The sequence below is a fragment of the Terrabacter sp. P2_E3 genome (genome assembly GCF_056403915.1).
In genome coordinates this window covers 359,659-385,572 of record NZ_JBFUEN010000003.1, presented here as the reverse complement: position 1 = coordinate 385,572, position 25,914 = coordinate 359,659, and the positions used below count along the sequence as shown (strand labels likewise).

The window sequence follows — 25,914 nt, the reverse complement described above, 5'->3', positions numbered from 1 at the left end:
AGCAGCTCAGACGTGACGGCGCGACGTGATGACGCGGAAGCGGTTCGCGACGAAGGCGGCGTCGGTGTAGGCGGAGTTCGCGGCCGGGTTGGCCCCGGTGCCGTGGAAGTCGGAGAAGGCAGCCGTCTGGTTGACGAAGATCTGCCCCGTCAGGTTCTCGGACAGGGCGACCCCGCCCTCGGCCGCCGCGTCACGCGCCGCATCGAGCACCGCGTCGCTCGTCGAGTAGACGGCAGCGGTCATGGCACCGTGCTCTCGCACCGTGTCGGCGAGCTGCGCGAGCGACTGCTCCGTCGAGGACGTCCGGATGAGGAAACCGACGGGACCGAAGCACTCCTGGGTGTAGACGTCCTCGCGGGCGACGTCGACGGCGACGAGACCCGGGGCGCGCACGACGGCGTCGCCCCACGTCGGGTGCACGACGCGACGCGAGTCGAGCACGACGCGGCCGTCGGCGTCCTCGGCGATCGAGGCGAGGGAGTCTGCGTTGGAGCGGACCTGGTCGTTGACCGTGGCCCCGAGCAGCTCGACGGCCTTGGCGTCGTCACCGGTGAGCCGGCCGACGGCGCCGGCCAGTCGCTCGCCGAACTCGTCGAAGGTCAGGTGGCCCTCGTCGGTGTCGACGCCCCCCTCGGGCACGTAGAGGTTCTGCGGGGCGGTGCACATCTGGCCGGAGTAGAGCGTGAGGCTGAAGGCGAGGTTGCCGAGCATCCCGCGCAGGTCGTCGGTCGAGTCGACGACGATCGAGTTGAGGCCGGCCTTCTCGGTGTAGACGAGCTTGCCGTGCGCGGCCGCCGGCTCCTCGAGCCAGGCCCCGAAGGCCGGGCCTCCGGTGTAGTCGATGATCGCGACCTCGTCGCGCTCGGCGAGGGTCTTGGCGAGACCCTGCCCGTCGGCCTCGGCCGCGAGCTGCACGAGGGCCGGGTCGAAGCCGGCCTCGGCGAGCACCGACCGCGCGACCTCGACGGAGATCGCGAGCGGCAGCACGGCCCGCGGGTGCGGCTTGACGACGACCGCGTTGCCCGTGACGAGCGAGGCGAAGATGCCGGGGTAGGCGTTCCACGTCGGGAAGGTGTTGCACCCGATGACGAGCGCGACCCCGCGCGGCACGAGGCGGTAGTCCTTCTGCATCCGCGTCGGCGCGGGCTTGCCCTCGCGGTCACGGCCCGGCTTCTCCCAGACGACCGAAGCGGGCACGCGCTCCTGCTCGACGAGCCCCGCCGCGATCGCCTCGATCGCCCGGTCCTGGGCGTGCGGGCCGCCGGCCTGGAACGACATGACGAAGGGCTGCCCAGACGTGTGCATGACGGCGTTGGCGATCTCGAAGCTGCGCTTGTTGATGCGGTCGACGATCTCGACGCACACCGCGGCCCGCACCTGCGGACCCGCGTCTCGCCAGGCCGCCATGGCCGCGCGTGCCGCCGCGAGCCCGGCATCGACGTCGAGCGCCGGGTAGGTCGCGCCGAGCGTCGGTCCGTAGGGGGAGACCTCGCTCCCCACGAGGGTGCCGTCGGTCGGCTGGCTCGACAGGGCGGCATACGCCCCGTCCAGGTGGGCCTCGTGCGCGGCGAGCCCGTCGGCCGCGGCCGTCTCGCCGTAGACGCGGGGGCTGGGCGACTCGGGGTAGCGGGAGTACCAGCTGCGGCTCGCCAGGGCCTGACGGATCTCGTCGAGGACTCCCGCGTGCGCGTCGAGCAGGGGGTGGGTGGGCGTCGTTGCCGGTGCAGTCACGGGTCGATGCTAGCCCCGCTCCAGACCTCAGTCGTATGCCGTCACGGGCGGTCCGCGACCGCCCGCCGCGCACCCGGGGTGGGCCACGCGGCAGGATGGCGGGCATGGACAGGGACACCACCGAGGCCAGCACGGACCACCCCGACCAGTCCGCCTTCGGACCCGTCGGCGTCATCGGGGCGGGGGCCATGGGGGCCGGCATCGCCCAGGTGGCGGCCACCGCGGGCCACGCGGTCACCCTCGTCGACTCGGTGCCGGGCGCCGCGGCAGGTGCCGTCGACACGATCGGCGCCGCCCTCAAGCGGCTCGTGGACAAGGGCCGCCTGTCCGACGAGGACGCGTCGGCGGTGCTGGCACGCATCACCCCGGCCGCGTCGGTCGAGGAGCTGCCCGAGTGCGGGCTCGTCATCGAGGCCGTGCCCGAGGACCTCGACCTCAAGCGCCGGATCTTCGCCGACCTCGCCGACGTCCAGCCGTCGACGACGGTGCTCGCGACGAACACGTCGAGCATCGACATCGACGACATCGCCGCCGAGGTGGCCGACCCGGAGCGGGTGCTCGGACTGCACTTCTTCAACCCGCCGCCCGTCATGCGGCTCGTCGAGGTGGTGCACGGCGACCGCACCGCCCGGGCCTTCGTCGAGCACGCCGTCGCGCTCATGGACGCCTGGGGCAAGACGCCGGTGCGGTGCAGCTCGACCCCGGGCTTCATCGTCAACCGCGTCGCGCGTCCCTTCTACGGCGAGGCGCAGCGCATCGTCGAGAGCGGGGTCGCCGACGCGGCGACGGTGGACTGGGCGCTCCGCGAGAAGGGCGGCTTCCCGATGGGGCCGCTCGAGCTCACCGACTTCATCGGGCAGGACGTCAACCTCGCCGTCGGCACGTCGGTGTGGGAGCAAACGGGACGTGACGAGCGCTACGCGCCGACGGCCTTCCAGCAGGGTCTCGTCGAGGCCGGCCGGCTCGGCCGCAAGACGGGCTCGGGGGTGTACGCGTATGCCGCCGACGGCTCGGTCACCGGTGCCGAGCCGGACGTCGAGCTCGCCGAGCGCCTCGTCGGTGGACCGGTCGCGACCGACCCGCTCGCGCGCACGCTCGCGATGCTCGTCAACGAGGCCGTCGACCTCGTCGCCCGCGGTGAGGCGAGCGTCGACGACGTCGACACGGCGATGCAGCTCGGCACGCGCTACCCGAAGGGGCCCATCGCGTGGGGCCGCGAGATCGGCTTCGACGTCGTCGCCCGGCAGCTCACCGAGCTCGACGAGGCCTTCCCCGGTGGTCGCTACCGGCCGAGCCCGGCCCTGACCGACGGGAGCCTGACGTGAGCGAGACCCAGCTGCCCGCCGGTGGTGGGGACGGCCAGGACGTCGAGGCCGGGGTCGCGTTCGCCCGGCAGATGTGGGACGACGACGTGGCCTCGCGACGCCTCGGCATGGAGGCCGCCGTCGTCGAGCAGGACCACGCCGTCGTGCGGATGGCGATCCGCGACGACATGGTCAATGGTCACGCCATCTGCCACGGCGGCTACATCTTCACCCTGGCCGACTCGTGCTTTGCCCTCGCCTGCAACTCGCGGGGGCGCCTCACGGTGGCGGCCGGGGCCGACATCTCCTTCACCGCGCCGGGCCGGCTCGGTGACGTGCTCGTCGCCGATGGCCACGTGCGCTCGGCGTTCGGGCGCAGCGGCATCACGGACGTGACGGTCAAGCGGGAGTCCGACGGTCAGATCATCGCCGAGTTCCGCGGCCGGAGCCGCAGCCTCAAGCGCCCCTGACCCTGAACCGTCGAAAGGCCAAAGTTCGCGGGTCCTGCTCGTCGAGAGGCCAAGGTTGGCGGGTGCCAGACCGTCGAGAGGCCAAGGTTCGCGGGTGCCAGACCGTCGAGAGGCCAAGGTTCGTGACGAACCTTGGCCTCTCGACGATTGGGTGCGCTGGGTCAGCGGGAGCGCCGGCCACCGGCACGGGTGCCGGCGGAGAACGCCGCGGCGCTGCCGCCGCTGCTCGTCGAGTAGACGGTCGAGGAGCCGCCGCGACGGCCGGAGCCGCCACCGTTGCCGGCGCCGCCCGAGCGGCGACCGCCGCCCTGGCCCTCGCCACTCTGACCGGAGCGACCACGACCCGAGCCGCGACCACCGGCGCCGGGCCCACGAGCACCCTCGCCGGCCCCGCGACCTGCACCGCGGCCACCACCGGTGGCAGCGCCGCTGCCGCCCTGGCCACGCGCACGACCACGGGCGCGGCCGGAGCCGCCGGACGCCGAGTTCGAGCCCGAGCCGGAGCCCGAGCGGGCCGGGGCGTCCTCGCGGACGAGGCCGCCGGCATACGACCGGTCGCCGGGGGCGAGCTCGGTCAGGAGCGGGTGGCCGAGCTGGACGCGCGTCGTCGTCGGCTTGATGCCGGCCTTGCGGGTCAGGTCGCGCACGTCGCGCACCTGCTCGTCGAGCATCATCGTGACGACGATGCCGTCGTTGCCGGCGCGGGCGGTGCGACCCGAGCGGTGCAGGTACGCCTTGTGCTCGACCGGAGGGTCGGCGTGGATGACGAGCGCGACGTCGTCGACGTGGATGCCACGGGCGGCGATGTCGGTCGCGACGAGGGTCTGCGCACGGCCCGAGTGGAAGTCGTCCATGTTGCGCGTGCGGGCACCCTGGCTGAGGTTGCCGTGCAGCTCGACGGCCGGAACTCCCGAGGCGTTGAGCTGCTTGGCGAGCTTCTTGGCCCGGTGCTTGGTGCGGGTGAAGACGACCTTGCGGCCCGGAGCCGCGGTGAGGTCGAGGATGACCGGCAGGTGCGAGCCGTTGTCGACGTGGAGCACGTGGTGGCTCATCGTCGAGACGGGCGACTGCGCCGAGTCGGCCTCGTGCGTCACGGGCTGGTGCAGGAACTTGTTGACGAGCACGTTGATCGCGCCGTCGAGCGTCGCCGAGAAGAGGAGGCGCTGGCCGTTGCGGGGCGTCTTCTCCATGATCCGGCGCACGCCCGGCAGGAAGCCGAGGTCGGCCATGTGGTCAGCCTCGTCGAGGATCGTGACCTCGACGCTGTCGAGGTTGACGTGACCCTGCTGCATGAGGTCCTCGAGACGGCCGGGGCAGGCGACGATGACGTCGACGCCGTTCCGGAGGCCCTGGACCTGCGGGTTCTGGCCGACGCCGCCGAAGATCGTCTGCGAGTTGAGGCCGAGCGCCTTGGCGAGCGGGGCCATCGCGGTGTCGATCTGCGTCACGAGCTCGCGGGTCGGGGCGAGGATGAGCGCGCGCGGACGGCGGGCCAGACGGCTCCGACGCGACTGCGAGAGGCGGGTCAGCAGCGGCAGCAGGAAGGCGTACGTCTTGCCGGAGCCGGTGCGGCCACGGCCGAGGACGTCGCGCCCGGCGAGGGAGTCGGGCAGCGTCGCGGCCTGGATGGGCGTCGGGGTGGTGATGCCGAGACCGTCGAGGATCGTGACGAGGTCGGCGGGCACGCCGAGAACGGCGAAGTTCGTGTCAGTGGACACAGGCGGATACTCCAAAAAGTGGAAGCGGTCGTTCTGCCCGGCGCGAAGGGCCTCAGCTGTGAGGTGTCGCGGCGCAAGAGCGAATCGACGGGGCCGGCGACACTCCGCCAGGCCAAGAAGAAGCGGCCCGAGGCAGAACTGGGCGGACCACTGGGACAAAGACTACCCGAGCGGGCGCCGAGGACGTTAACCGAGCCCTCGACGGGTGCCCGGCGAGGCCGCACCCGGGGCTTTCCTGTGGGCCCGCTAACGGTTCGGCTGCATCCGTGGGCACCCGCACCGAAAGGTGGCAGGATCGGCCAATCAGCCGGCGCACCGTAGCGCCCGCACCTGAATGACCGCGTTCGCCCCGGAAGGACCATCTTGATGCGTCGCATGTCCCTCATCGCCGTCACCGGCTTCGTCGCCGCCGGCCTCACGCTCTCCGCCTGTGGGTCGGACTCGCTGTCCAGCTCGCCGGGCGCGGGCAGCACCCCCGCCGGGACGGCCGCCGGCGGTGGCGTCGACCAGGCCCTCGCGGCCAAGGTTCCCGCCAAGCTGAAGTCGGCGGGCAAGATCGTCATCGGCACCGACCCGACGTACGCCCCGAGCGAGATGCTCGCGGGCGACGGCAAGACGGTCGAGGGCTTCGACGTCGACGTCTTCAACGCCGTGGCCGCCAAGCTCGGCCTCAAGACCGAGTGGGTCCCGGCCAGCTTCGACTCGATCATCCTCGGCGTGACGGGTGGCAAGTACGACGTCGGCGTCTCGAGCTTCACCATCAACCCGGACCGCAAGAAGCAGGTCAACATGGTGAGCTACTACAAGGCCGGCACCCAGTGGGTCGTCGCCAAGGGCAACCCCAAGGGTGTCAACATCGACGACGCCTGCGGCCGCAACATCGGCGTCCAGAAGGGCACCGTGCAGATCGACGACCTCACCGCCCGCAGCAAGAAGTGCACCGACGCCGGCAAGTCGGCCATCAACCAGATCGTCCAGGAGGGCCAGGACCAGGTCACGGCCGACGTCGTCAGCGGCAAGACCGACGCCATGCTCGCCGACTCCCCCGTCGGCCTCTACGCCGTCAAGCAGACCGGCCAGCTCGAGGCCCTCGGCGCCATCTACGACTCGGCTCCCTACGGCTATGTCGTGCCGAAGGACCAGACGGACTTCGCCAACCTCCTCGTCGAGGCGCTCAAGGCCACGCAGAAGGACGGCAGCTACGAGGCGGCCCTCAAGAAGTTCTCCGTCGAGGCCGGCGCGATCAGCGACTTCGCCCTCAACCCGTGAGTGATCCGGTGACCACACCGACCACCGACGACCGGCCGGGCCTCATCGAGGCCCGGCCGGTCCGGCACCCCGGACGATGGGTCGCGCTCGCCGTCATCATCGTCCTCGTCGCGATGCTGATCAGCTCGTTCATCACCAACGAGCGGTGGGGCTTCTCCAAGGCCCTGGAGATCATGAACCAGAAGCCGGTGCTCGAAGGGCTCTGGAAGGGCACCATCGTCGGCACCATCGGGTCGATGGCCATCGGCATCGTCGGCGGCGTGATCATCGCGATCCTGCGCCTGTCGCACAACCCCGTCCTGCGCGGCGTCTCCTTCGTCTACACGTGGTTCTTCCGCGGCATCCCGCGCCTCGTGCTCCTCGCGATGATCGGCAGCGGCGTCGGCTTCCTCTACGCCAACCTCGACTTCGGCATCCCGTTCGGCAAGCAGCTGGCCTCCCTCATGGGGCTCTCGAGCGACTTCACGTTCTTCACGCTCGACGTCAACCAGTTCTCGAGCAGCCTGCTGGCGGGCATCATCGGCCTCGGCCTGTCGGAGGCGGCCTACATGGCCGAGATCGCACGGGCCGGCATCCTGTCGGTCGACAAGGGTCAGAACGAGGCGGCGGCCGCGCTCGGCATGAACCGTGGCCAGTCCATGCGCCGCATCGTGCTCCCCCAGGCGATGCGCGTCATCGTGCCGCCGACGGGCAACGAGACCATCGCCATGGTCAAGGACACCTCGCTGCTCTCGGCCATCCCGATCATCACCGAGCTCTTCTACCAGACCCGCGCCATCGGCACCCGGACGCTGCAGATCATGCCGTCGTTCGTCGCCGTCACCGCCTGGTACCTCCTCGTCGGGTCGGTCCTCATGGTCGGGCAGTACTTCCTCGAGCGGCGCTTCGGCCGAGGCTTCGGCACCGGGGCACCCAACAAGCGCTTCGCGCGTCCGGCCGGGGCAGGAGGCGCCTGATGTCAGACACCACCACCAGCGAGCCCACGAGCGAGCCCACGAGCGGGCCCGACACCGGGACCGACGCTCGCTCGCGCACCGGCGAGGACCAGCCCCTCGTCCGCGCGCTCAACGTGCTCAAGAGCTTCCACGGCAACGAGGTGCTCAAGGGCATCGACCTCGATGTGCACCGCGGCGAGGTCGTCTGCCTGCTCGGCCCCTCGGGATCGGGCAAGACGACGTTCCTGCGCTGCATCAACCAGCTCGAGGAGATCGACGGCGGTCGCATCTGGGTCGACGGCGACCTCGTCGGCTTCCGCGACGACGGCGGGCAGCTGCACCACCTCACGGACAAGCAGGTCGCGACGCAGCGCCGTGAGATCGGCATGGTCTTCCAGCGCTTCAACCTGTTCCCGCACATGACGGCTCTCCAGAACGTCATGGAGGCTCCCGTCCAGGTGCGGCGGGTCGGCAAGAAGCAGGCGCGGGCACGCGCGCTCGAGCTGCTCGAGCAGGTCGGCCTCGGCGACAAGCCGAACGCCTACCCGGCACAGCTCTCCGGTGGCCAGCAGCAGCGGGTCGCCATCGCCCGGGCGCTCGCGATGGACCCCAAGCTCATGCTCTTCGACGAGCCGACGTCCGCGCTCGACCCCGAGCTCGTCGGCGAGGTGCTCCGCGTCATGCGCGAGCTCGCCGACCAGGGCATGACGATGATCGTCGTGACGCACGAGATGGGCTTCGCCCGCGACGTCGCCGACCACGTCGTCTTCATGGACGGTGGCGTCGTCGTCGAGCAGGGCAAGCCGAAGGACGTCATCAGCAACCCGCAGCACGAGCGGACGCAGTCGTTCCTCAAGCGCATGCGCGCCGAGGACGACGAGGCCGCCGCCGACGCGGAGTCCCTGGAGACGCCGGACGCCTGACCGTCCCCGTGCACGTCGAGTGGGCGCTCTCTCCCCGGAGACAGCGCCCACTCGACGTCGTGGGCGAGGAGCCTCGGCCGGACGGTGTGGGCACAATGGGCCCATGACGACGGAGTCACCCGAGAGCCGACCGCGCCTGCCGGACCACGAGATCCCCACGATCGGGGTCGACGAGCTGCGGGGCACCCAGCTCGAGCGGCTCCAGCAGACGGTGCGGACGGCATACGACAACGTCCCGCACTACCGAGCAGCCTTCGACGCCAGGGGATTCCACCCCGACGACCTGCGCTCGCTCGACGACCTGAGCCGGATGCCGTTCACGACGAAGGCGGACCTGCGCGCCAACTACCCCTTCGGGATGTTCGCCGTGCCGCGCGAGCAGGTCGTCCGCGTGCACGCGAGCTCGGGCACCACGGGCCGTCCGACGGTCGTGGGCTACACGAAGGCCGACATCGACACGTGGGCCGACCTCATGGCCCGCTCGATCCGGCTCGCCGGCGGTCACCCGGGCGACGTCATCCACGTCGCCTACGGCTACGGCCTCTTCACCGGGGGCCTCGGCGCGCACTACGGCGTCGAGCGTCTCGGCGCAACGGTCGTGCCGGTGAGCGGCGGCATGACCGAGCGGCAGGTGCAGCTGATCCGCGACTTCCAGCCCCGCGTCATCATGGTGACGCCGAGCTACTTCCTCAGCCTGCTCGACGAGATGGAGCGCGAAGGCGTCGACCCCGCGACGACGAGCCTGCAGGTCGGGATCTTCGGTGCCGAGCCGTGGACCGAGTCGATGCGCCGGGAGATCGAGCGACGCACCGGCATGGACGCCGTCGACATCTACGGCCTCTCGGAGGTCATGGGGCCCGGCGTCGCCCAGGAGGCCGCGACGACGAAGGACGGCCTCCACATCTGGGAGGACCACTTCTACCCCGAGGTCATCGACCCGATCACCGAGGAGGTGCTGCCCGACGGTGAGCTCGGCGAGCTCGTCTTCACGTCGCTGACGAAGCAGGCGATGCCCGTCATCCGCTACCGCACCCGCGACCTGACGCGGCTGCTGCCGGGCACCGCGGTCCCGTCGATGCGGAGGATGGAGAAGGTCACCGGTCGCACCGACGACATGATGATCGTCCGCGGCGTCAACGTCTTCCCGACGCAGATCGAGGAGCACGTGCTCGCCGAGCCGCGGCTGTCGCCGTACTTCCAGTGCGTCCTGACGCAGCCCGGCCGGATGGTCGAGCTGACCGTGCTCGTCGAGCCGCTCTCGCGGCTCGAGCCGGGTGCCGCCGAGCAGATCGCCCGGACGCTCGAGGCGACGATCAAGGCCCGCATCGGCACGACGTGCCGCGTCGAGATGCGCGAACCCGGCTCGATCGAGCGCTCGATCGGCAAGGCCCGCCGGATCGTCGACGAGCGGCCCAAGGCATGAACGCGCACCGCACCGGACCCGTGCTCGAGCCGTATGCCGTGTCGGCGCCCGAGGGTGCCCGCCCGCTCGGCGTCGCGCCCTTCCTCGACCCCGGTGAGGTCGTCATGTGGCGCTACCGCGACCACGCGTGGGAGCCGGGCCGCCCCGAGACGGCGTCCCCGATGCGGGTCGTCCGCGACGACGAGCGGGGTCTCGTGGCCTGGCTCGCGCCCGGCACCGTGCACCTGACGAAGCGGTATGCCGACGGCTCGGACCTGCGCGACGTGCCGATGGGCGAGCGGTTCCTCCGGGACGCTCAGCGGGTGCAGGCGCGCACGCGGTGGCACGGCGCCGGCATCCTGCGGATCGCCCCGGTCGGGGTGCCGTGGTCGGTGTGGCTCTTCTGGGACGTGCCCGACGGCATCGACCCGGCTGACCCCTCAGGACACGACGCCTGGGAGTTCGGCGGCTGGTACGTCAACCTCGAGACGACCCACCAGCGTTGCGGCGCAGAGACCTTCACCGGAGACCACGTGCTCGACCTCTGGATCGAGGCGGACGGCACGGTCAACGTCAAGGACGCCGACGAGCTCGTGGCCGCCGTCGAGCAGGGACGCGGGACGCCCCATCAGGCGGACGCCATCCGGCACAACGCGGAGCACGCCCGTGCCTCGTTCGCTGCCCGCGACTGGCCGTTCGCCGACGAGTGGACGCGGTGGCGGCCGGACACGACGTGGACGACACCGGGACTGCGCGACGACGAACGCTGGGACGTCGACCTCGTCGACTGACGGGCGGTCACCCACTCCGACGGTCGCTCAGGTGGCCTGGACGCCGACCTCCCACAGCGAGTAGCCGTACGTCGTCGCGCGCCTCGTGCCGACGACGCGGACGTAGCGGGCCGTCGTCGGGGTGAACGCGAGCACGTCGACGCCACCGTCCGCGCCAGTGCGGCTCGCGACGGTCGTCCAGGTGGACCCGTCGGTCGAGACCTCGACGCGGTAGTCGCGGGCGTAGGCCGACTCCCAGTCGAGGACGACGCGACCGACCTGTCGGGCCGAGCCGAGGTCGACGCGCCACCACTGGTTGTCGCTCCAGGCGCTCGCCCATCGGGTGTCACGCCGGCCGTCGAGGGCACGGGGCGCCCGGAAGTCGGCGAAGAGGTCCCACTGGTAGCTGCTGGCCGTGGCCGGCCGCCCCGCCGCGAGGTCGGGCGGCGGCGTCCAGGTCTGGGCGGCCTTGGCGGTCCGGAGGTAGGACTCGGCGCCCATCGCCAGCTCGTCGACGACCTGCTGTCCACCGATCCGCCGCATGTCCTCGACCCAGTCGGGGATGAGGCCGTAGTGGGGGACGCCGTCGACGTTGTAGTCCCAGGTGCGCTGGCCGGTGACCTGGCGGTCGGCGGATGCGCCTCCCAGAGTCGTGAAGGGGTAGGTCACGCTCGATCCCGGTCGCGGCGCCGGCGTGCCCCCGAAGCCGTTCATGTCCATGCCGAAGCCGTAGCCGACGTGGTACTTCGCGCGCAGCGCCTCGTCGGTGTGCATCGTGTCGACGAACTCGTCGGCGTCGTGGCCGTACTGCGTGACGAACCCGCCCAAGCGGTAGAGGCGCTCGGTGAAGTGGATGTCCATCCACGAGTGCGACGACACGACGCCGGGGTAGTGCGCAGCCTCGAGCAGGTCGAGCGTGCGCGAGGCCGCCTTGACGCTCATGTGGTCGACCTCGACGACCATGCCGCGCTGCATCATCCCGGCGAGGGCGTACTCCCCCAGCGAGGAGAGTCCGCGCGGGTTGCAGTGCGGACCCTCGGGGTAGATCGGCAGGACGAGTCCGAGCGGCAGGTACGGCGCGAGCTCCTTGGGGATGACGCCGTTGGCGACGGTGTGGTCGTGCAGCTCACTCGTGCACGTCTGCACCTGCCACCACTGGCCGGTGTTGAGGAAGTTGCCGAGGTTGACGATGACGCCCTGCGTGCCCTCGTCGAAGCGCACGCCGCACAGGGCGTTGTCGAACTTGTGGCAGAGGAACATCGAGCGCACCCCGAGCCCGTGCAGCTCGGTCAGTCCGGCGTCGATCTGCGCCTTGGTGCAGCCGGGGACACCGAGGGTGAGCTTGCAGCCGAAGGGGTTGCTCACCTCGACGCCGAGGATGACGGCGAGCTTGCCCTGGGCGACGTAGGTGCGGGCCTCGTCGGCGGAGTACGCGATCCGGAACCAGCCCTTGCCGGTGCCGCCGTACTGCTGGTCGACGAACGCCTCGAGCTTCTTCGTCTCGGCGATCTGTCGGCGCACCGTGTCCATGTCGTCGCACGAGTAGCGGTTGACCTGTGTGGGCAGGCTGCACAGGACGTTGTTGTTGACGGCGTCGGCCACCATGACCCGCTGGCCACCGCGCCAGGCTCGCTCGACCCACGTGTAGTACATCTGCTGGTGGGTGAGGCTGCTCCATTTCGGCCAGTCGGCGAAGGTCGGCCACCCCACCGGGTCGTGGGTGGCGAGCGGGTTGCCGCCGGCCTTGTTCGTGAGGTTCTCGATGAGCGCGGCCTGGCCATTGGGGTAGTGGTTGTCACAGTCCTTGAGGGCGTCGGCGATCCCGTTGGGGCTGAAGGTCGCTCCGCAGACGATGTTGCCGCCGAAGCCGACGTTGGACATGAGGTGGGTGTGCGCGTCGACGTAGCCGCGCACCGTGCCGTCGGGCTGAGTACCGCTGAACGGCGGCCCCGTGACGTCGACCTGCGAGTCGGGACTCTGCGGGTTGACCGGCGTGTACGGGTCTCCCGCGGCAGCAGCCGTGCCCAGCCCTGCCGCCCCGACCACGGCAGCCGCCGCAGCGGCGACCAGGGGTCGTCGGATGGTCCGGAACCAGCGCTTCGTCATCGAAGCCTCCCCGAGGAGTGTGGGTCTCCTGATTCCGGCGAAGTTACCAGCGGTAACGCCGCCGCGCGCGCCGAGAACGTATGCCGTGCCGCCGCCTCGCGCGGCCGGGTCGAGTCGCCGCGTGGCCGGTCTGGGAGGAGGGTCAGGAGCTGCGGGTCAGCACGACCCAGCCCGTCGCGACCTGGCTCGTGGCCTCGGTGACCATGAGCTCGCCCGACCCGGCGGGCAGGCTTCGGAGGTCGAGCCGCACCTGGGTCCCGTCGCACGGGACGGTGAGCGTCGCGACGCGCGGACCCGACATCGGCCGCGAGGGAGCACCCGCAGAGCCCCCCTCACCCGGACCGAGCACGTCGACGACAAGCGTGCCCCCGGTGGTGGCCGGCAGGCACCGACCTGTGAGCCGGTAACGCTGACCTGCCCGCGCGGGTGAGGCCCGGCCCGGCTCCGACGTACCACTCCAGAAGAGGCCGTCCGCATTGCTGACGAGCAGGCGTGTCACATCGGCAGGCGACTGCGCGGGAGGCTCGAGCCGATCCACCGTCACCGTGCCACCGCCATCGGGAATCGTCGTGAACGACGGACCCTCGACCGTGGGCCGCGGGGTCGGCGCATCCGCACCCGTGCACGCCGAGGTCGCCCCGGCCACGAGGGCTGCCGCGGCGGCCACGCCCAGGTGACGGACAGAGCTCCGGGTCACCCTGCGTCGCGATTCACGCATCGACATCCCCGCCCATCTCCCTGCAGATGACGCCTGAACGCTACCTCTTGACCGCCGTCCGCGCGCCGCCTGACGTATCACCGACGCGCGGCGCCTCTCTGACCGTCGAGGCCTCGATGGCCTCGCGCCGCCAGAGGTCACGAGGAGCACGTCATGGGAATCCCTCCGCACGCAGCACGCATGGCCGGAGCCTGGGCCGTGCAGACCAGCCGACCGGCTCCCGTGCCAGCACCGCGATCGGCCCGTCCAGTCCCGCGCGACCGCTCGCACCGGATCACGGCGGCCCGCCTACTGCACCCACTGCGTCGGCCGATCCAGCTCTCGCCCAAGGACGCCCAGAGCCCGCTCGGCACCCAGCCCGCCCGGCACGCCTGACCGGGCGATCCGGCATACGACCGCTCAGCCGGTCTGCGCCTTGAGCGCGGCCCTGACGAGGTCGACCGCTGCCGCGGCGTCGAGCCCCGCGTCGCGGGCTGCTGCCGCGAACTTCGCCGCGAGCGCCATGACGGCGACGTCGGCCGTGTGCTCTCCGGACGCCACGACGGTGCCGGCCCGACGACGCGTCTCGACGAGCCCCGCCGCCTCGAGCTCCTTGAAGGCGCGCGCCACGGTGTTGGCGGCCAGGCCGAGGTCTGCGGCGAGGGCCCGCACGGTCGGAAGTCGGTCGCCCGGCAGCAGGTGGCCCGTCGCGATGAGGCCGGCCAGCTGGGCGCGGACCTGCTCGAAGGGGGGCTCGGCGACCTCGAGGTCGACGACGATGCGCAGGTCGTCGCTCATCGGGAGCCCCCACCCGACGTCGAGACCGCTGACGCTGCAGGATGGTTCGCCGCACGCGAGCTCGGCACGGCAGGCGCGTCCCAGAGCAGGCAGAAGAGCGCGGCGACCAGGGCGACGAAGCCGAGAAGCGTCAGCGAGAAGGCGAGGTTCTGGGTCCAGTCGACGGGCGCGACGGGCGCGGACGGAAGTCCCGTGCCGCTCACGGCGCCGCGCAGCCGCTGGGTCACGTCGTTGAGCTGCGGGCCGATGGTGAGGCAGAGCCCGGCTGCCGTGACCAGGGAACCGGCGGCTGACCACCGCAGCACCCGCACGCGCGCCCCGAGCCGAAGGGCACGATCGAGGTCGGGGTGGTCGACGTGGGCCGGACGGGCGTCGGCGACGCGCAGGGCGAGCCACGTGGCGACGGCCAGCAGCGCGAGGGCGCCGACCGTCCCCAGCGTGTAGTCGCGGCCGGGGTAGGCGCTCGTGGTCGTGACGACGACGCCCTTCCACTCACGCATGCCGAGGCGACCCCCGGGCGCCGACGTCAGCCACCCGACGAGCAGCCCCACGGCGCAGAGCACGAGCCCCGCGACGTAGTAGCCGGTCAGGCGCACCGACTCGGTGCCACGGCGGATGTCCAGGGCGGCCTCGCGGCGAGGTCCGGATGTCGGCCGGCGGGGCGCCCAGCGCTCGGCCACCGCCGCGACGATGATGCCGGCGACGGCCGCGAGCGCCGGTACGCCCGGGTGGGCGGTCGCGCCCTCCCCCGACGACGACGCGACGGACCGGTCGACGCCTGCCTGGGCGACGGCATACGCAAGGAGTGCGCCGACGACGGAGCCCAGCGCGGCCCGGCGTCGGGCCCGCGCGGCGAAGGCGTCGAGCCGGCGTGCGCCGAGCCACCGCGCGAGGTTGACGACCAGCGCCAGCAGCACCACCGGCCCGAGGTACCACGTGATCACGCGAGCATCCATGCCAATCCCCTCAACCCCGACTTTGTCGCAATCATTTAACTCATTGATACAAAGCGAGTCAAGCGGCCACAGTCAGGGTGAGCGGGGTCACGCCCATCCCTCGACAGGCTGGCCGACGTCGGCAATCGCACCCGCTAGCATCTACTACGTCATGTAGTTCTGGTGCGACCCTCGCGGAGCCCCCATGGATGCAACGGACCTGGCACGGTGGCAGTTCGCCATCACCACCGTGTACCACTTCCTCTTCGTGCCGATCACGATCGGCATGTCCCTCATCGTCGCCGTCTTCCACACCGCCTGGGTGCGCACGCACAACCCGCAGTGGATGAGGCTGGCGAAGTTCTTCGGCAAGCTCTTCCTCATCAACTTCGCGCTCGGTCTCGTCACCGGCATCGTGCAGGAGTTCCAGTTCGGGATGAACTGGAGCGACTACTCGCGCTTCGTCGGTGACATCTTCGGCGCGCCGCTCGCCATCGAGGCCCTGCTCGCCTTCTTCCTCGAGTCGACCTTCCTCGGCCTGTGGATCTTCGGCTGGGGGCGCCTGCCCGAGAAGCTGCACGCCACGACGATGTGGCTCGTCCACATCGGCACGGTGCTGTCGGCGTACTTCATCCTCGCCGCCAACTCCTTCATGCAGCACCCGGTCGGCTACACCTACAACGCCGCGAGCGGCCGCGCCGAGCTGACCGACTTCTTCGCGGTGCTGACCAACAAGGTCCAGCTCGTCACCTTCCCGCACGTCATCTTCGCCGCCTACATGGCCGGCGCCGGCGTCGTCATGGGCGTCTCGCTCTGGCTCATGCGCCGCGAGGCCAAGGCGGCCGCCGACGACGCGCAGGACGTCGCCCGCACCGACGCGCCGATGTACCGCACGGCCACGCGCATCGGCGCGGTCCTGACGCTCGTCGCCGCCGTCGGTGTCACCATCACCGGCGACGTGCAGGGCAAGATCATGACCGAGGTGCAGCCGATGAAGATGGCGGCCGCCGAGGCGCTCTACGAGTCCGTTCCCGCGGGCGAGGGGGCGCCCTTCTCGGTGCTGACGGTCGGCTCGCTGGACGGGTCGCACGCCAACGCGATCATCGAGATCCCCGGCCTGCTCAGCTTCCTCGCGACCGGCAACTTCCAGGGCGCGGTCCGCGGGATCAACGACCTCAAGGCCGAGTACGCCAAGACCTACGGCGCGAGCGGCAACCCCCGGGTCGCCGACGTCGCGACCGCCTTCGTCCCCAACATCCCGACCACCTACTGGACGTTCCGTCTCATGATCGGGCTCGGGATCGCCACGGCACTCATCGCGATCGCCGTGCTCTGGCTGACGCGCAAGGGGCGCACCCCGACCGCCAGGTGGCTTGCGTATGCCGCCGTGGCCGCTCCGCTCCTTCCCGTCTTCGCCAACAGCTTCGGCTGGATCTTCACCGAGGTCGGCCGCCAGCCGTGGCTCGTCTTCGGCCTCATGACGACCGCCAACGGCGTCTCCCCGAGCGTCTCGATGGGCGAGGTCATCACGTCGATGGTCGTCTTCACGCTCCTCTACGGCGCCCTCGCCGTCGTCGAGATCAAGCTCTTCCTGCACTACGTCCGCAAGGGGGCCGAGCCCTTCGAGGAGCCGCAGGACCCCGCCGACCGGGACGAGGACGCACCCCTCGTCTTCGCCTACTGAGAAGGGCTGAGCTGCAATGGATCTCGCCACCTTCTGGTTCATCGTCCTCGGCGTGCTCTGGACGGGCTACCTCGTCCTCGAGGGCTTCGACTTCGGCGTCGGCATGCTGCTGCCCGTCCTCGGCGGCAAGCGCTACGCGTCCGACGCCGCCGACGCCGAGAAGCGCCGCCGCGTCCTGCTCAACACCATCGGCCCGGTCTGGGACGGCAACGAGGTGTGGGTCCTCACCGCCGGCGGCGCCACCTTCGCGGCCTTCCCGCACTGGTACGCCACGCTGTTCAGCGGCTTCTACCTGCCGCTGCTCCTCATCCTCGTCGCCCTCATCGTGCGCAACCTCGGCTTCGAGTACCGCCACAAGCGGCCCGAGGCCCGGTGGAAGGCCCGCTGGGACCTGGCGATCTTCTGGGGCTCGCTCGTGCCCGCGCTCCTGTGGGGTGTGGCGCTGACGAACATCGTGCGCGGTGTGCCGATCGACGCGAACAAGGAGTTCACCGGCAACCTCTTCACGCTGCTCAACCCTGCCGGCCTCCTCGGCGGGCTCGTCTTCGTGACGCTCTTCCTCACGCACGGCGCGATCTTCGTCGCCCTCAAGACCGACGGGAAGATCCGTCACGAGGCACGCCAGGTCGCCGAGCGCGTCGGGGTCGTCGCCGCCGTGCTCGCGGTCGCCCTGCTCCTCTGGCTCGGCCTGACCGACGGCAAGCTCGCCTCGTGGGTCACCACGGTGGTCGCTGCGGTGGCGCTCCTCGGCGCCCTCGCGGCCAACCGCGCGGGTCGTGAGGGTTGGGCCTTCATCGGCACGGCCGTCACCATCGCCATGGCGGTCGCGACGTACTTCCTCGTGCTCTTCCCGAACGTCATGCCCAGCTCGACCAACCCGGACTGGAACCTCACCATCGCCAACGCCTCGAGCACCGACTACACGCTCAAGGTCATGACGATCGTCGCGCTGATCTTCACCCCGATCGTGCTGATGTACCAGGGCTGGACGTACTGGGTCTTCCGGAAGCGCTTGACGGTCAAGCACATTCCCGAGGACGCACCGCGCGAGACCGTCTCCCGCTGACCCTCTGAGCCACACGACCCCACCCGTCCGACCCGACGAGAGAGCACGCACTCCGTGAAGCCCTTCGACCCACGACTCCTCCGGACGGTCCCTGCCGCCCGGAGGCCCGTCGGCGTCCTCGCCGCGACCGGCATCGCGAGCGGTGTCACGACGATCGCCACGGCCTTCGCGCTGTCGGCGGTCGTCGTCGCGGTCGTCGAGGGGACCGACCTCGCGTCGCCCCTCACCTGGCTGCTCGGGCTCTTCGTCGTGCGGGCCTTCCTCGCCGCGACGACGGAGCGGGTCGCCGCCTGGGCGGGCGTCTCCGTCTCGTCGGCGCTGCGGGCGGCCCTGCTGCGCCGGTGGGGCACCGTCGACGCCGACGCGCGGCTCGAGCCGGGCGCCGCCATCTCGCTCGCGACCGCGGGCACGGCGGCCGTGGAGCCGTATGCCGCCCGCTTCCTCCCGACGCTCGTGACCGCGGCCGTCGTGCCGGTCCTCGCCATCGCGACGCTCGTCGTCGTCGACTGGCCGAGTGCGCTCGTCGTCGCGCTGACGCTGCCGCTCCTGCCCGTCTTCGCGGCACTCATCGGCAAGGCCACCGCTGAGTCGACGGAACGCCGCTGGGCCGCCCTCGCCTCGCTCTCCGGCCACTTCCTCGACGTCGTCCGCGGCCTGCCGACGCTCGTCACCTACGGCCGGGCCCACCGCCAGGCCACGACCGTGCGCGAGGTCAGCGACCGGCACCGGCGCGCCACCATGGAGACCCTGCGCATCGCGTTCCTGTCGTCCGCGGCCCTCGAGCTGCTCGCGACGATCTCCGTCGCCATCGTCGCCGTCACCGTGGGCCTGCGCCTCTCGCACGGCTCGATGGCGCTCGGCGCGGGACTCGTCGCGATCCTCCTGGCGCCCGAGGCGTACTGGCCGGTGCGCCGGGTCGGGGCGGAGTACCACGCCGCCGCCGACGGAGCCGTCGCCCTCGACGCGATCCTCGGCCAGCTCGACCCCACCCCCGCCGCTCCCGGATCCCCCTCGACCCCCGCACCGAACGCCGCGTTCGGTGCCGAACTCACTGATAGAACAGCGCGTTCGCGACCGAACGCCGCGTTCGGTGGGGCGGCGCCTGGGAGCGGGCGGGTCGGGGAGGTGCGCGTCGCCGGCCTCACGTACGCGTATGCCGGGTCGCCGGCTCCCGTCGTCCGTGACCTCGACCTCGTGGCGGGTCCCGGCCTCACCGTCGTGACCGGTCCGTCCGGCGTCGGCAAGTCGACGCTGCTCGACCTGCTCGCCGGTCTGCGCCGCCCCGGGGCCGGAACCGTCGAGGCTCCCCCGTCGCACTACGTGACGCAGCGGCCCTTCCTCTCGACCGGGTCGGTGCGCCGGGCGCTGACGATCGGCCACCCGGCCACCGACGACCAGCTCTGGGAGGCCCTGCGCGCCGTCGGTGTCGACGGTGTCGTCGCGGCACTCCCCGGTGGGCTGTCCGCCGACCTCGGCGACGACGGCTTCGGCCTGTCCGCCGGCCAGCGCCAGCGGCTGGCCCTGGCCCGCGCCTGGCTCGCCCCCGAGACGCTGCTGCTCCTCGACGAGCCGACCGCGCACCTCGACCCCGAGGGCGCCGAGCACGTCGCCGCCCTCGTCGCCGAGCTCGCCGAGCGCCGTGTCGTCGTCGCTGTCACGCACCGCGACGAGCTGCTCGCGCACGCCGACCACCACCTCGTCCTCGCCGCCGCAGACGCAACCTCCCTCGAGGTGATCCCGGAGGCGACGTCGCCATCGACATCACCTCGAACCGCGGGAGAGGAGGGCGACCGATGAGCACCGCGTCCGCTCCTGACCCCCGCGTCGAGGTGGTCGCGCACCCCACGTCGGTGCCGGCATCACCTCGAACTGCCGGTTCGCGGCGGCGGCGGGTCTGGTGGCCCTCGGCCGGCACCGTGCGCGGCGGGCTGCTCGGCGGCATCGCCACGGCGTCGGGCATGGCCCTGACCGCGACCTCGGGCTGGCTCATCGTCCGGGCGTCACAGCAGCCGGTCATCCTCACTCTCCTCACCGCCATCGTCATGGTGCGCGCCTTCGGCATGGCCCGACCGGTCTTCCGCTACTGGGAGCGCCTGACGAGCCACGACGCCGCGCTCGAGATGCTCGCCGAGCGACGGACCTCCGCCTATGAGGCACTCGTGCCGCTGACACCCGCCCGGCTCGGGCGACGCCGCCGCTCCGACGTGCTGACCGGGGTCGTCGACGACCTCACCGACGTCGTCGACGCGCAGGTACGAGTCACCGTGCCGGTCATCTCGACGGCCGTCGCGGGGGGCATCGCCATCGCGCTCACCCTCGTGCTGTCCCGGCCCGTCGGCCTGGTCATGCTGGGGCTCGGCGTCGCCGTCTGCCTCATCAGCCTGCTCGCGACCCGCCTCGAGTCCCGCTCCCTGCCGAAGCTGCTCGCCGCCCGCGCCGAGGTGACCCGCGTCAGCGAGCTGATGGCGAGCCAGTCGGGCGAGCTGCGTGCCGTCGGCGGCTGGGCGACGGCGCTCGGCTGGCTCGACGAGGCCCACAGCGCCCTCGACCGCGTCACCCGACGCATCAGTGCCGGTCGGGCGGCCGCCGCCTCACTCTTCCTCGTCGCCGTCGGCGCGGCGGTCGCTGCCACGGCGGTCATCGCCCAGGACCTCGCCGTGTCGACCCCGGTCAAGGCCCTCCTCGTGCTCACACCCGTCGCCGTCTCCGAGGCGATCACCCCCCTCGTCGACGCCATGCGCGCCCTGGCCCGGGCCCGCGGCAGCGAGCGCCGCATCGACGCCCTGCTCGACCTCGCCCCGGCCGTCGCCGACGAGCCCCGCCACGCAGCCGCCGAGCCCGGCCACGCGCTCGACGACACGTCGGGCACCCGGCCCGAGCACACGGCATACGCACGCAGTGGCGTCACGACGCGGGCACTCACCGCCTCGTGGATGGGCGAGCGCACCGACCTGGGCCCGACCGACCTCGACGTGCCCGCCGGGAGTCGCATCGCGGTCACGGGACCCAACGGCAGCGGCAAGTCGACCCTGCTGGCCGTGCTCGCTCGCCACCTCGACCCGTCGGGCGGGACCTACCGGCTCGGCGGGACCGACGTGCTCCGCCAGCCCCTCGAGGAGACCCGCGCGCGCATCGCCGTCGTCGACGACGAGACCCACGTCTTCGCCACGAGCCTGCGCAACAACCTGACGCTGGCCCGCCCCGACGCGGGCGACGCCGACGTCGAGCGCGCCCTCCGCGCCGCCGGCCTCACGACCCTCCTCGAGGGTCTGCCCGACGGCCTCGACACGACGCTCGGGTCCACCGGCCGCGGGCTCTCCGGCGGCGAGCGGGCCCGCCTCGGCATCGCCCGGGCGCACGTCAGCGGCCGCCCCGTCGTGCTCCTCGACGAGCCGGTCGCCCACCTCGACCCGCCCACGGCCCGCGCCGTCGTCGAGGACCTGACGCGCCTCGGCCGCGCACCGGGTACGACAGGGGTGGCGGGCACGGATGCGCCTGCGCAGACAATCATCATGGTGACCCACCGCGACGACGGGGCCGACCTGTTCGACCGTGTCCTCGAGGTGCGCCGCCCGCCGTCGGGGACGATGTCCCCGACCACCGCAGACCCGGTCCCCCACTCGGGCGACCGCACGCACGAAGCCGACCCACCCCGTCGGTAGATTGGAACGCCATGCCCAGCACACCCCGCAACCGTCTCGGCGACCTCGAGCGTGTCGTCATGGAAGAGCTCTGGACCACCGCGGACGCCCACCCCGAGGGGCGCACCGTCCGTGAGGTCCACGACGCGATCGGTGTCGAGCGCGGGCTCGCCTACACGACGCTCATGACGGTCCTCGACCGGATGGCGAAGAAGGACCTCGTCCACCGCGAGCGCGACGGCCGCGCCTGGCGCTACACCGCCGCGTCGACCCGCGCCGAGCTGACGTCCGAGTCGCTGCACCACACGCTCGGCGAGCTCGCCGGCAACACGCGACGCACCGCGCTGCTCCACTTCCTCGACGAGTCCACCCCGGAGGAGATCGACGAGCTCAAGGCCGCGCTCGCCGAGCTCGAGGCGCGGCGCCCCGACGACGCGAAGCGCTGACCGACCGATGACTCCCTCTGCGGCCCGCCGCGCCACCTGACCGTGCTCGTCGTCGCGGCCCTCGTCGTCCTCGCGGTCCTGCTCGCGTGGCCGGTGCCGCGCGTCCTGGCCCGCGCGACGTCGCTGCGCCGCGCGCCCCGGGCCGCGCTCGTGCTGTGGCAGTCCACCGCCGTCGCCGCCGTGCTCGCCGCGCTGCTCGCGGCGCCCGCGGCGATCCCGCTGCTCGTCGGCCGGCAGGTGCGGCTCTCGGAGCACTGGGTGACGCTCGCCGTCGCCGCCGCGCTCAGCGGGGTCGTCGCCGTGCGACTGCTCCTCTCGGGCGACCGGGTCGGGCGCAACCTGCGCGTGGCGCGCCGGCGCCACCGCGACCTCGTCGACCTGCTCGGCGTCCCCGGCGAGGGCGCGGACCGGCACATGCGCGTCCTCGAGCACACGACCCCGACGGCCTACTGCGTCCCGGGGGTCCGTCGGCGCGTCGTCCTGACGCAGGGCACCCTCGACCGGCTCGGTCCCGACGAGCTGTCGGCGGTCCTCGCCCATGAGCGCGCCCACCTCGGCGCCCGTCACGACCTCGTCATGGAGTTCTTCACCGTCGTCCACGAGGCGATGCCCGGCTTCCTGCGCTGCGACGACGCCCTGCGAGAGGTGCACCTGCTCATCGAGGTCCTCGCCGACCGCGCCGCCGTCCGTCACGCCGGGGCCGTCAGCACCGGGCGCGCCATCGTCGCCATGGCCGGCGGACCCAAGCCGGCCGGCGCCATGGCGATGGCCGACAGCACGCGCGTGGCCACCGCGCGCATCGGGCTGCTCGATGCCGAGCGGATCGCCGGTCTGCCGATCCCCGCCGTCGCGGTGATGATGTATGCCGTGTCGGCCGTTCTCATCGCGACGCCGCTCGCGCTCTACCTCGGCGCGATCGCCGAGCTCACGCTCGTCTGAGGGCCTGCCGACGCGTGGGGCCGCCTCGATAGGGTGGCGCCATGCGCGTACTCGTCAGCGGCGGAGCCGGCTACATCGGCTCGCACACGGTGGTCCAGCTCGTCGCGGCGGGGCACGAGGTGCTCATCGTCGACAACTTCGGCAACAGCAAGCCGACGGTCGTCAACCGTCTCGAGGCCCTGACCGGCACCCACCTCGACGTGCGGTCGTTCGACCTGCGCGACCACGACAAGACCGAGCACCTCTTCGCCAACGAGAAGATCGACGCGGTCATCCACTTCGCCGGGCTCAAGGCCGTCGGCGAGAGCGTCGAGCTGCCGCTCGAGTACTACGAGAACAACCTCGTCTCGACCTTCTCGCTCGTGCGCGCGATGCGTCGCCACGGCGTGACGAAGCTCGTCTTCAGCAGCTCGGCCACGGTCTACGGCCACAACAGCCCGCCGCTCACCGAGGAGATGTCGACCGCGGCGACCAACCCCTACGGCTGGACCAAGGTGATGATCGAGCAGATCCTGCGCGACGTCGCCGCGGCCGACCCGTCGCTGCGGATCGCCCTGCTGCGCTACTTCAACCCGGTCGGCGCGCACGCGAGCGGCTCCATCGGCGAGGACCCGCAGGGCATCCCCAACAACCTCATGCCGTTCATCGCCCAGGTCGCGGTCGGCCGACGCGAGAAGCTGCTCGTCTTCGGTGACGACTACCCGACCCCCGACGGCACGCCGCTGCGCGACTACATCCACGTCGAGGACCTCGCCGCCGGCCACCTCGCGGCGCTGGCCAAGCTGGGCCAGGTCGACGACCCGGTCTCGACGTGGAACCTCGGCACGGGTCACGGCACGAGCGTCCTCGAGGTGCTGCACGCCTTCGAGCAGGCGGTCGGCCACGAGCTGCCCTACGAGGTCGTCGGCCGCCGTGCCGGTGACCTGCCCGAGTCGTTCGCCGACCCGTCCCGCGCCCACGCCGAGCTCGGCTGGCGCGCGGAGCGCACCATCGAGGACATGTGCGTCGACCAGTGGCGCTGGCAGAGCGCCAACCCCACCGGCTACCCCGACGCCTGACCCCGACGCCGCCCACACTCGAGTGAGCGCCCAACCACACTCGAGTGAGTAGGCCGTCACACCGGTCCCACGATCGTGTGACGGAGCGCTTACTCGAGTGGGACGGGGCGCTCACTCGAGTGCGGGGTGGGGGTGGGGTGGGTCAGGGCTGGGGGTCGAGGGCGTCGTAGTGGCGGAAGGACGACACCCTCGCGACGGAGGCGATGACGAGCACGACGACGAGGGCACCGCCGACGACGGACGGCACCCACGTCGCCGTCAGGGTCGCGAGCGTCCCGGCGAACATCTGCCCGAGCCGCGGTCCGCCCGTGACGACGACCGTGAAGACGCCCTGGGTGCGACCGCGCAGGTGGTCGGGCACGGCAGCCTGGAGGATCGACTGGCGGAAGATCGCGCTGATGTTGTCGGACCCGCCGGCCACGGCGAGGCAGAGGGCCGCGAGCGCGAGCGCCCACCGGTTGGCGTCGCCGAAGTCCATCGACTGCACCGCGTGCCCGCCCAGCTCGGTGACGGCGAGGACGACGCCGAACCCGAGGATGGCGAGGCCGTAGGAGACGATCGCGTTGCGGATCGCGAGGCCCTGCCAGCGCAGGCCCGTCACGCGCCCGGACCCGAGGCTCGAGAGGATCCCGCCGACGGCGAACGACGCGAGCAGGATGCCGGCCGTGACCGACCCGCCCCCGATGACGATCGCGCCGACGGCGGGGAAGAGCACCATCGGCTGGCCGAACGTCATCGCGATGATGTCGACGATGAAGCTCATCCGTACGTTGGGCGCGCGCCGCAGGTGCGCGAGCCCGTCGACGACCGAACGGAAGCCACCGGTGGTCGGCCGTCCCCCCTCGGGCCGGATGCGCGGCAGGGTCCACAGCCCGAAGAAGCCGGCGAAGAAGAGGATGACGTCGACGGTGTAGGTCCACGCGTAGCCGGCCCGCGCGACGAGGACGCCGGCGATGCCCGGCCCGACCGTCACCATGATCCCCGCCGAGATGCCGAGCAGCGCTGCGGCCTTGGGCAGCTGCTCCTTGGGCAGCAGGCGCGGGGTGATCGCCTGGCGCGTGGCCGAGGCGATCGTCGCGGCGACCGCGTTGACCGTGGTGATGACGTAGAACATCCAGACCTGCTCGGCCCCGAGCCAGACGATCGTCGCGAGGACCACCGTCGAGGCCCACGCCACCGTCGAGGCGGACAGGGCCACCGCGCGCCGGTCGAAGCGGTCGGCGATGGCGCCGCCGTAGAGCCCGGCGAGGATCATCGGCAGCAGGGAGAACCACGCGACGAGCGAGACCATGAAGGTCGATCGCGTCAGGTCGTAGATGTGCAGGCCGACCGCGGTGTTGGTGACGAACGTGCCGATGCCGGCGAGCGTGTTGCCGAACCAGAGCCGGGCGAAGGGCGGGCTGACCCGCAGCGGCGTCAGGTCGACGAAGTGCGACCGACGAGCGGCCGGGGCGGGAGCCTCAGGGCCTGGGGGTGCATCGGTCACAGAGTGAAACTACGCCACCGCCAGGTCGCCCGACGGCGCGGGGAGGCAGGCCCCGACGTCGCGCAGTCGCGAGCCGTCGCGCACCCACACCCAGCGTCCGTCGACGGTGCGGCGGGCCACCTGGGTGCGCACCGTGCCGTCGGGCGTGGCCGACGTCGTCATCGCGAGCCCGCCGGTCACGACGGCGCGGGCCGACACCGCCGGCGCCGGCTCACCGACCGGACCGAGGACGCCCGCGGCCAACGCGGCAGCGAACGCCGAGCGGATGGCGGTGGAGCCCGCCGCCTCGCGACCGCGCGGGAGGCTCACGACGGCGTCGGCGGCATACAACCCCACGATGCCGTCGAGGTCGCCGGCGGCGACGCAGGCGGCGAAGCAGGACTCGAGGGCCTCGGGGGCACTGGCCCCCACGGCGGACGGGTGCGCGGTCGTCGTCATGGTCACACCGTCCCACCAGCCACCGACAGCCCCACCGGCCACACGGCCAACCCCAGAACTGGCCACGCGAAGGCCTCCGACACCCGCTCGGCGACACC

The 25,914-nt window shown here is 71.9% G+C and carries 23 protein-coding genes; 15 read left to right on the top strand and 8 right to left on the bottom strand.

What is annotated here, in order from left to right; genetic code table 11:
• Positions 1-6: 6 nt before the first annotated feature.
• Complete coding sequence (paaN, locus tag AC1DW8_RS05050) at positions 7-1,731, bottom strand: phenylacetic acid degradation protein PaaN (RefSeq protein ID WP_478092349.1); 1,725 nt, start codon at positions 1,729-1,731, stop codon at positions 7-9.
• Between the two features lie 104 nt (positions 1,732-1,835).
• Between paaN and AC1DW8_RS05045 the strand changes: the two genes are divergently transcribed.
• Together AC1DW8_RS05045 and paaI are read left to right on the top strand one after the other, a co-directional pair.
• On the top strand, positions 1,836-3,056 hold the full coding sequence (locus AC1DW8_RS05045) for a 3-hydroxyacyl-CoA dehydrogenase NAD-binding domain-containing protein (RefSeq protein ID WP_478092348.1): 1,221 nt from the start codon (positions 1,836-1,838) through the stop codon (positions 3,054-3,056).
• A complete protein-coding gene (paaI, locus tag AC1DW8_RS05040; RefSeq protein ID WP_200959111.1) occupies positions 3,053-3,505 on the top strand; it encodes a hydroxyphenylacetyl-CoA thioesterase PaaI in 453 nt (150 codons plus the stop codon). Before AC1DW8_RS05045 ends, paaI begins: the two co-directional genes overlap by 4 nt.
• 161 nt (positions 3,506-3,666) lie before the next feature.
• Here paaI and AC1DW8_RS05035 read toward each other — a convergent pair whose 3' ends face one another.
• Complete coding sequence (locus AC1DW8_RS05035) at positions 3,667-5,223, bottom strand: DEAD/DEAH box helicase (protein WP_056774440.1); 1,557 nt, start codon at positions 5,221-5,223, stop codon at positions 3,667-3,669.
• Positions 5,224-5,589: 366 nt separating this feature from the next.
• Between AC1DW8_RS05035 and AC1DW8_RS05030 the strand changes: the two genes are divergently transcribed.
• The 5 genes from AC1DW8_RS05030 to AC1DW8_RS05010 all read left to right on the top strand — a co-directional run bounded on the left by AC1DW8_RS05030 (position 5,590) and on the right by AC1DW8_RS05010 (position 10,543).
• Positions 5,590-6,492 (top strand): ABC transporter substrate-binding protein, encoded by a 903-nt coding sequence (locus AC1DW8_RS05030; RefSeq protein ID WP_056774443.1) that lies wholly within the window; start codon positions 5,590-5,592, stop codon positions 6,490-6,492.
• An 8-nt stretch (positions 6,493-6,500) separates the two neighbouring features.
• Complete coding sequence (locus tag AC1DW8_RS05025; RefSeq protein ID WP_056774447.1) at positions 6,501-7,448, top strand: amino acid ABC transporter permease; 948 nt, start codon at positions 6,501-6,503, stop codon at positions 7,446-7,448.
• Positions 7,448-8,350, top strand: coding sequence for an amino acid ABC transporter ATP-binding protein (locus tag AC1DW8_RS05020; RefSeq protein WP_478092345.1), 903 nt, complete (start codon positions 7,448-7,450; stop codon positions 8,348-8,350). Before AC1DW8_RS05025 ends, AC1DW8_RS05020 begins: the two co-directional genes overlap by 1 nt.
• Before the next feature lie 103 nt (positions 8,351-8,453).
• The gene (gene paaK / locus AC1DW8_RS05015; RefSeq protein WP_056774452.1) at positions 8,454-9,773 is read left to right on the top strand and encodes a phenylacetate--CoA ligase PaaK; all 1,320 of its coding nucleotides are present in this window, start codon (positions 8,454-8,456) and stop codon (positions 9,771-9,773) included.
• Positions 9,770-10,543 (top strand): ribonuclease FAU-1 family protein, encoded by a 774-nt coding sequence (locus AC1DW8_RS05010; protein ID WP_478092342.1) that lies wholly within the window; start codon positions 9,770-9,772, stop codon positions 10,541-10,543. Before paaK ends, AC1DW8_RS05010 begins: the two co-directional genes overlap by 4 nt.
• Positions 10,544-10,570: 27 nt before the next feature.
• Here the strand turns inward: AC1DW8_RS05010 and AC1DW8_RS05005 are convergent, their stop codons facing one another.
• Together AC1DW8_RS05005 and AC1DW8_RS05000 are read right to left on the bottom strand one after the other, a co-directional pair.
• Positions 10,571-12,628, bottom strand: a complete 2,058-nt coding sequence (locus tag AC1DW8_RS05005) for a galactose-binding domain-containing protein (protein ID WP_478092341.1) — start codon at positions 12,626-12,628, stop codon at positions 10,571-10,573.
• A gap of 142 nt (positions 12,629-12,770) precedes the next feature.
• On the bottom strand, positions 12,771-12,929 hold the full coding sequence (locus tag AC1DW8_RS05000; protein WP_478092339.1) for a hypothetical protein: 159 nt from the start codon (positions 12,927-12,929) through the stop codon (positions 12,771-12,773).
• 570 nt (positions 12,930-13,499) lie between these two features.
• On the opposite strand from AC1DW8_RS05000, the gene AC1DW8_RS04995 reads away from it, so the two are divergent.
• Positions 13,500-13,721 (top strand): hypothetical protein, encoded by a 222-nt coding sequence (locus tag AC1DW8_RS04995; RefSeq protein WP_478092337.1) that lies wholly within the window; start codon positions 13,500-13,502, stop codon positions 13,719-13,721.
• 24 nt (positions 13,722-13,745) lie between these two features.
• Here the strand turns inward: AC1DW8_RS04995 and AC1DW8_RS04990 are convergent, their stop codons facing one another.
• Positions 13,746-14,123 carry a GntR family transcriptional regulator gene (locus tag AC1DW8_RS04990; RefSeq protein ID WP_442274299.1) on the bottom strand — a complete coding sequence of 126 codons (378 nt, stop codon included), beginning with the start codon at positions 14,121-14,123 and terminating at the stop codon, positions 13,746-13,748.
• Positions 14,120-15,079, bottom strand: a complete 960-nt coding sequence (locus tag AC1DW8_RS04985; RefSeq protein ID WP_478092335.1) for a hypothetical protein — start codon at positions 15,077-15,079, stop codon at positions 14,120-14,122. Before AC1DW8_RS04985 ends, AC1DW8_RS04990 begins: the two co-directional genes overlap by 4 nt.
• A gap of 184 nt (positions 15,080-15,263) precedes the next feature.
• On the opposite strand from AC1DW8_RS04985, the gene AC1DW8_RS04980 reads away from it, so the two are divergent.
• From AC1DW8_RS04980 to galE, 7 genes are read left to right on the top strand one after another with little or no spacing between them, the layout of a single operon-like run.
• Positions 15,264-16,742, top strand: a complete 1,479-nt coding sequence (locus AC1DW8_RS04980) for a cytochrome ubiquinol oxidase subunit I (RefSeq protein WP_056826086.1) — start codon at positions 15,264-15,266, stop codon at positions 16,740-16,742.
• 16 nt (positions 16,743-16,758) lie between these two features.
• Positions 16,759-17,808: a cytochrome d ubiquinol oxidase subunit II gene (gene cydB / locus AC1DW8_RS04975; protein WP_442274296.1), complete on the top strand. Its 1,050-nt coding sequence runs from the start codon at positions 16,759-16,761 to the stop codon at positions 17,806-17,808.
• Positions 17,809-17,862: 54 nt separating this feature from the next.
• Entirely contained in the window at positions 17,863-19,605 is a 1,743-nt protein-coding gene (gene cydD, locus AC1DW8_RS04970; protein WP_478092333.1) for a thiol reductant ABC exporter subunit CydD, read from the top strand.
• Positions 19,602-21,470: a thiol reductant ABC exporter subunit CydC gene (gene cydC, locus AC1DW8_RS04965; RefSeq protein WP_478092330.1), complete on the top strand. Its 1,869-nt coding sequence runs from the start codon at positions 19,602-19,604 to the stop codon at positions 21,468-21,470. The genes cydD and cydC overlap by 4 nt, the downstream gene beginning before the upstream one ends.
• 11 nt (positions 21,471-21,481) lie before the next feature.
• Positions 21,482-21,895 (top strand): BlaI/MecI/CopY family transcriptional regulator, encoded by a 414-nt coding sequence (locus AC1DW8_RS04960; RefSeq protein ID WP_056774481.1) that lies wholly within the window; start codon positions 21,482-21,484, stop codon positions 21,893-21,895.
• Positions 21,896-21,937: 42 nt separating this feature from the next.
• Positions 21,938-22,834, top strand: a complete 897-nt coding sequence (locus AC1DW8_RS04955; RefSeq protein WP_478092328.1) for a M56 family metallopeptidase — start codon at positions 21,938-21,940, stop codon at positions 22,832-22,834.
• Positions 22,835-22,875: 41 nt separating this feature from the next.
• On the top strand, positions 22,876-23,892 hold the full coding sequence (gene galE / locus AC1DW8_RS04950) for a UDP-glucose 4-epimerase GalE (protein WP_478092325.1): 1,017 nt from the start codon (positions 22,876-22,878) through the stop codon (positions 23,890-23,892).
• Positions 23,893-24,034: 142 nt separating this feature from the next.
• On the opposite strand, the gene AC1DW8_RS04945 is transcribed toward galE, so the two are convergent.
• Positions 24,035-25,378, bottom strand: a complete 1,344-nt coding sequence (locus AC1DW8_RS04945; RefSeq protein ID WP_478092323.1) for an MFS transporter — start codon at positions 25,376-25,378, stop codon at positions 24,035-24,037.
• Positions 25,379-25,387: 9 nt separating this feature from the next.
• Positions 25,388-25,816, bottom strand: coding sequence for a YybH family protein (locus AC1DW8_RS04940; RefSeq protein WP_157623432.1), 429 nt, complete (start codon positions 25,814-25,816; stop codon positions 25,388-25,390).
• Positions 25,817-25,914: the final 98 nt, after the last annotated feature.